At 32.1% G+C, this 2,170-nt stretch carries 3 protein-coding genes; all 3 read left to right on the forward strand.

Annotated features, from left to right (window positions below; genetic code table 11):
* Positions 1 to 74 precede the first annotated feature (74 nt).
* The gene (locus ACFQ0I_RS16530) at positions 75 to 821 is read left to right on the forward strand and encodes a hypothetical protein (protein WP_379944083.1); all 747 of its coding nucleotides are present in this window, start codon (positions 75 to 77) and stop codon (positions 819 to 821) included.
* A 169-nt stretch (positions 822 to 990) separates the two neighbouring features.
* On the forward strand, positions 991 to 1,620 hold the full coding sequence (locus ACFQ0I_RS16535; protein ID WP_379944085.1) for a hypothetical protein: 630 nt from the start codon (positions 991 to 993) through the stop codon (positions 1,618 to 1,620).
* A gap of 219 nt (positions 1,621 to 1,839) precedes the next feature.
* On the forward strand, positions 1,840 to 2,121 hold the full coding sequence (locus ACFQ0I_RS16540; protein WP_379944086.1) for a type II toxin-antitoxin system RelE/ParE family toxin: 282 nt from the start codon (positions 1,840 to 1,842) through the stop codon (positions 2,119 to 2,121).
* The last annotated feature ends 49 nt before the right edge of the window (positions 2,122 to 2,170 follow it).

The following is a 2,170-nucleotide window of genomic DNA, read 5'->3' on the forward strand; positions in this document are numbered from 1 at the left end:
TCTGATTTTCCTTCGGAAAATCCTCGCACACAAAACCGCACTATTCTTATACATAACCGTTGGCACACATTTGAATGAAACTTACAGATAAAGAAATAGAGCTTGGTTTTTGGAACAAATATTCTCGGGAACCCAAATGGTTGAATTCAGAAAACCCTAAAGTTTATTCTGAAAAAAATCTTGGTTTAAATCTTTCAGAGACTAATAAAGCAAATGATTTAAAAAAATGGATTTCTATTTTGCCAAATCTTGCCAAGACCGAATATTTATGGACTTATCACAAAGTAAATCAAGAAACTTTTGACATAATTTGTCGAATACCCAATCTTAAAGGCTTGAATATAAAGTGGAGCGGAATAAAAAAGCTTGACTCTCTGAGCGGTTTGTCCAAACTTGAAAATCTATATATAGGTAGTTCTTCAGAAATAACTGATATTTCCCCAATTTCGAAATTACCAAGTTTAAGAACTCTAGAAACCGAAAATTTTAAGTCAGTTAAAGATTTTTCAGTTTTATCGAATATGACTTATTTAACTGGCTTAGGCTTAAATGGTGGAATGTATTCTACTTTAAAACTTGATACTTTAAAGCCAATAGAAAATTTAGTGAATTTAGAATACCTGCAACTAATAAGTACTCAAATTTCAGATAAATCAATTGAACCACTTTTAAATCTGAAAAAATTAAAAAGTCTTCGACTGGCTAATAAGTGGTCGGAATCTGATTTTGAACTTTTAAGACAAAATCTTCTGAATTTAAAATATGGAAATGTTGTACCTGACAAAAACGCAAAACGACTTTTGAAAATATTTGGAAAATAAAAAAAACGTGTGCCAACACCGTGTAAAAAACATTGCTTATTTTAGTTCAACCGTTTGGTCGTTGCTTTGTTTGCTAGCATCTGATTTTCCTTCGGAAAATCCTCGCACTCAAACACGCAACGTTCCTTACACATAAACGTTACCATACATTTAAAACCAAATGAAACGAATGAACTACATAATAATTGGAATTATTGCTGTCGTGGCTTTTTTAGCTTTTCAGTTTATGAATAAAAGTAAAACCGAATCGAAAAATAAAAACTACACTTCAAAATTCAACGTTGAGAAAAAACTAACGAAAAATGATAAGCAGATTTTAGTTGAAAATGTGGACTACAATCTGATTAAAAAAGCTGTTCAGGATTTTACGAAAAATTACGACAATTCACAACAAAGTCATCTAAAACCGATTTCAAGGCTGCATAAAACTGACAATAACCGAATAGTAATAACTTTTCCTTACGACATTGATTTTGAAATACTTTGTTACTATATCAATTACTTAAAGTATCCAATGGACTTGAATTACAAAGCGAATGTAACAGGTTGGACTTCGACAAAATCAACCGACAATTGGTTGAATAAGGAATTTGAGGATGAAAAAATAATGTTATTTATTGACCCAAATGACAACGAATATGATAATGTTATGCTAACCACCAAAAAAGGTCGGACTTACAAAATCGGATTTGCAATTGGCGAAGGACTGCAAAATCATAACGGAACAATATTAAAATATAAACCATCGGAGTTTGACAATTTGGAGTTGGAAAAATTTGAAAGCGAAGAAATCAAATAGCAGAATAAAACGTATGGTAACACCTCATAAAATTTATGCTTACATTTAAACTAAATAACGAACCGACAAACATTCAACAATCGATTTGCTACGTCCGAAAAATCTCCGATTTTCCAGTCGCACAAATCTTATAAAAGCCCGTTAGGCAACATTTGAGAAAACCCGTTGCAAATTCAAATATTTTACTTACCTTTGACGTTAGTAACGTAAAACGAAAATATGATTATTTCCTTTGGCTCGAAAGAGACCGAACAGATTTGGAACGGAATCCGAGTTAAGAAAATGCCGATCGAAATTCAAAACATTGGACGTCGGAAATTGAGAATGTTGAACAACTCGCAGGATATTGCCGATTTGCGAATTCCACCATCAAATCGACTTGAAAAACTGACTGGAAAATTAAGTGAATATTACAGTATTCGGATTAACAAACAATGGCGAATTATATTCATATGGGACAAAGGAAACGCAAGCGAAGTGGAAATAATTGATTATCACTAAAAAAAGAAAAAAAATGGAAAAGTTAGCAAATGTACACCCTGGAGAAATC

Origin of the sequence: Mariniflexile aquimaris, assembly GCF_042676825.1 — a bacterium.
In the GTDB taxonomy this organism is placed as follows: Bacteria; Bacteroidota; Bacteroidia; order Flavobacteriales; family Flavobacteriaceae; genus Mariniflexile; species Mariniflexile aquimaris.